We start from the raw sequence: 3,543 nt of genomic DNA on the forward strand, positions 1-3,543 counted from the left end.
CAAACCGAGCGAACGGACCGTTTGACCAATCTAGTGGGACCAAAGTTCCGCTCACTCCGAACGCACCCGCCGGACTTACCGAGTGAACGGACTGTTGGTCCAATCTAGTGGGACCGACGGTCCGCTCACTCCGGTCACGTGGTGCGAGGTTCGGAAGCGTCGGTGATGAACGCGATCGCGTCGATGCCGTCGAGGTCGGCTGCTGCGAGGGGGAAGTAGCCCGTTTCCGGCGGGATTCCGGCGCGGGCTTCGAGCGAGTGGTGCGAGAACGCCTCGCTCAGCGGTGCGGCCGGGAAGAGTGCTCTGTCCGGAGTGGACTTCGCCAGGACGCCTTCGGCGGTTTCCGGGGCGGGAGCGGTGATCCCCGACTCGCCGACCGTGCCGAGGTAAGAGGCGATCACGGCGTAGCCGGACCCGATCCGGGCCGCCGCGCCCGCGCCGCCGCTCCACCAGCGCAGGTCCATGTCGCCGAGCCGCAACGTGCTCGGATCGCGCCGGAGGTGCTGGTTGTGGGCGAAGACCAGCGTCGGGCCGCATTCGGTCGCTGCGATGGCTCGCAGATTGGCCGCCATCATCGCGTCCCGGACCGCCAGCATCCGCGACATCCGCTCCGATGCGGACAGCGCGGAGTCGGCCATCACGGCGTGGTAGCGCAGCAAGCCTTGCGCAGTGCGCGCGAACAGCCGGGCGCGGCCGTGCTCGCCCGGTGACGCGACTTGTTGCAGCCCAGGCGTTTCCGATTCCAGCAGGCCGACCAGGTCATCGGTGATGACACGAAGTTCGCGCGCCTCCGGCGAGTGTCCCGTGCACCGGGCCGGATCCAGCATCGCATCCGGATGGGTCCACGCAGCGTCTTCGCCGAGCAGCACGTCGATGGTGTGCATGTCATGCGGAATGCGACTCGGGGAGAGGTGCGCGGTTAGGTGCTCGTACAACGCCGAGAGCGGTAGCCGCGGGCTCGACGCGCCGCTCATCTCCATCGGAGCGTCGAACCCGTAGAAGCGGACCTGGTCGTGCGGGGCGCGATCCTCGTTGTGCTCGCGCAGCCAGATCAGCAGCTCCCGGTTCGATGGCAAGTCGCCGAAGCCGTGGCTGAACCCCGTCGCGAGCACTTCGTCCAGGTCGTCGCGCTCGCCGGTGACGTAGTCGTCGACGGCCAAGCCGGCCAGGCAATCGCTTTCGATCGCGACGGAGCGGTAGCCGTGTTCCGACACCAGGTGCCGCAGCACCTGGTTGCGCAGCAACGGGAAAGCTTCGGCGCCGTGCATGGGCTCACCGAAGCCGAGCAGTCGCGGTGGTTCCGGTCTGGAGGCCAGGAAGCCGTCCAAGGCAGCTTCGAGACCGGTGCCTGCCCGCGTGAAGTGCTGCCCTAATGAGCTGATCGATGGTGCCATGGAATCCCTTCGGTCGATGCGCACCCCTTCGATCGTATCGTTGAACTTCCGGATGAAACTTCTCCCAGAGATTCACCGGTAAAATGCCTCGAACCTTCAACGGGAGGGCAGCGGTATGCGGGAGGGTCGGTTGCGGCCCGCGGATCTCGCGCGGGAGCACGGGCTCTCGACGCAGGCGGTGCGGAAGTACGAGCAAGCGGGCATCCTGCCCCGGGCCGCGCGCGGACCGCAGGGATACCGGCGATACTCCTCGGCCCACGCGCAGGCACTTCGCACGTTCGTCGCACTGCGGCCCGGCTACGGGCGGCGCGCTGCTGAGATCCTGCGCGCCGTCAATTCCGGTTCGGAGGACACGGCAGTCCGGCTCATCGATCAGGGTCATGCCGAGTTGGCGCGGGACCGTGAAACCCTCGACGAGGTAGCTCTGGCGCTGAGCGAACTGCGACCGATGCCCGATGAGCAGCCCACGCCACCCACCATCGGCAAGCTGGCGCACCGGCTCGACCTGCATCCGGCGACCCTCCGAAAATGGGAGAACGCGGGGATTCTCCGCCCGCAGCGGGATTCGGCGACCGGGTACCGCCACTACGGTCCCGAAGCGGTGCGCGATGCGCATCTGGCGCACCAGCTGCGACGGGGCGGATACCTGCTCGACCAGATCGCCGCCGTGGTCGCACGCGTGCGCGACGCGGGCGGCGTCGCGCCGCTGGAGGAAGCCCTGCGCACCTGGCGCTCCGCTCTCCAGCAGCGGAGCAGGGCGATGCTGGACGGCTCGGGCGAACTCGCCCGCTACCTCGAACTCGGTGCCAGCGTCGAGCGGTAACGCAGCACGAAGCGTTGCAGCACAGCGGTTTCCGCATCCGGATCAACCACCGTGCAGCAAGACCGGGAACTCCTGCAGGTCGTTCTGCGTGAGCACGGGCTGGTTCCGCACCGCGGGCACTGCCGCGCGCAGCCGGGGAAACCGCTCGAACAGCGCGGGAAGTGCGATACCGGCCTCCATTCTGGACAGTCCCGCTCCTGGGCAGACGTGCGGGCCGTGACCGAAGGTCATGTGCCTGGCCGCATCGGCGCGGTCGATGCGGAACTCGTCCGCGTCCGGCCCGTGATGCCCGGTGTCCCGGCCGATCGCGCGATACGACAGCACGACTCCATCGCCTTCGCGGATCACCTCGCCACCGACTTCGATGTCCGCGGTGGCGAACCGCATCAGCAGGTGCGTGGTCGGCGTGTCCCAGCGCAGCGCCTCCTCGATCACCGCATCCCAGCCGATTTCGCCGGCCAGCACCATGCGCAGCTGATCGGGGTGGTCGAGCAGCGCCCGCACGGCGTTGAGGATCAGGCTGACCGTCGTCTCATGCCCCGCGCCCACCATCGCTTTGAGGTTGCCGAGCACTTCCTGCTCGGTGAGCGGTTCGCCGCCTTCCTCGGCCGTGATCAGCGCACTGGTGAGGTCGTCGGCGGGTTCGGCGGCACGCGCCCGCACCAACTCCAGGAAGATGTCGTCGAGTTCGGCGAAGACCGCCAGCCGCTCGTCCTGCGGCGTCAGCATCGAGAAGAACGCCTTGTAAAGCATGTGCAGCCGAGCGCGCAGGTCGGCCGGAACGCCCATCAGCGCGCTGATCACCGCCATCGGCAACGGCTGCGCGAACAGCTCTTTGAGATCGACCGGGCCGTGCTCGCCCTGTGCGGCGAGTTCGTCGAGCAGCTCCCGGACGGTGCCGGCGATCAACGGCCGGATGTTCTCCAGCCGCCGCGGCGTCATCGCCTGCGCCGTCTTCGCGCGCAGTCGCCGGTGTTCCGCTCCGTCCACTGTGAACATCGAGCGCCCGGGGTCGATCATGCCGATCAGCGGCCAAGCACGGGTGACCGCACCGGTGCGCCACAGCTTCCACCGCCCGATGTCTTTGACCAGCCGCGGATCGGTGAGCAACCGCCTGGCTTCGGCGTGGCGGGTGACCGACCACGCGGGCACGCCGAGCAGCTCGACGCGCACCAGCGGACCGGCAGCGCGCAGCGCGCGGGTCTCGCCGTCGAGATCGCGCACCAACGGATCGATCACGATCGGATCGGTGCTGCTCGCCGGTCCATCGAACGGGTCTGACGCGGAAGATCTCATGATTCCCCCTCGGACAGCGGACCCGCGAGG

At 68.4% G+C, this 3,543-nt stretch carries 3 protein-coding genes; 1 reads left to right on the forward strand and 2 read right to left on the reverse strand.

What is annotated here, in order from left to right; genetic code table 11:
* Nucleotides 1–134 precede the first annotated feature (134 nt).
* On the reverse strand, nucleotides 135–1,418 hold the full coding sequence (locus IJH84_RS14855) for an erythromycin esterase family protein (RefSeq protein ID WP_295145446.1): 1,284 nt from the start codon (nucleotides 1,416–1,418) through the stop codon (nucleotides 135–137).
* Between the two features lie 91 nt (nucleotides 1,419–1,509).
* Here IJH84_RS14855 and IJH84_RS14860 point away from each other — a divergent pair, with 91 nt between their 5' ends.
* Nucleotides 1,510–2,217: a MerR family DNA-binding transcriptional regulator gene (locus IJH84_RS14860; RefSeq protein ID WP_295145448.1), complete on the forward strand. Its 708-nt coding sequence runs from the start codon at nucleotides 1,510–1,512 to the stop codon at nucleotides 2,215–2,217.
* 42 nt (nucleotides 2,218–2,259) lie between these two features.
* Here IJH84_RS14860 and IJH84_RS14865 read toward each other — a convergent pair whose 3' ends face one another.
* On the reverse strand, nucleotides 2,260–3,456 hold the full coding sequence (locus IJH84_RS14865; RefSeq protein ID WP_295145450.1) for a cytochrome P450: 1,197 nt from the start codon (nucleotides 3,454–3,456) through the stop codon (nucleotides 2,260–2,262).
* Between the last annotated feature and the right edge of the window lie 87 nt (nucleotides 3,457–3,543).

Origin of the sequence: Saccharopolyspora sp. (assembly GCF_017434145.1) — a bacterium.
In the GTDB taxonomy this organism is placed as follows: Bacteria; Actinomycetota; Actinomycetes; order Mycobacteriales; family Pseudonocardiaceae; genus Saccharopolyspora_C; species Saccharopolyspora_C galaxeae.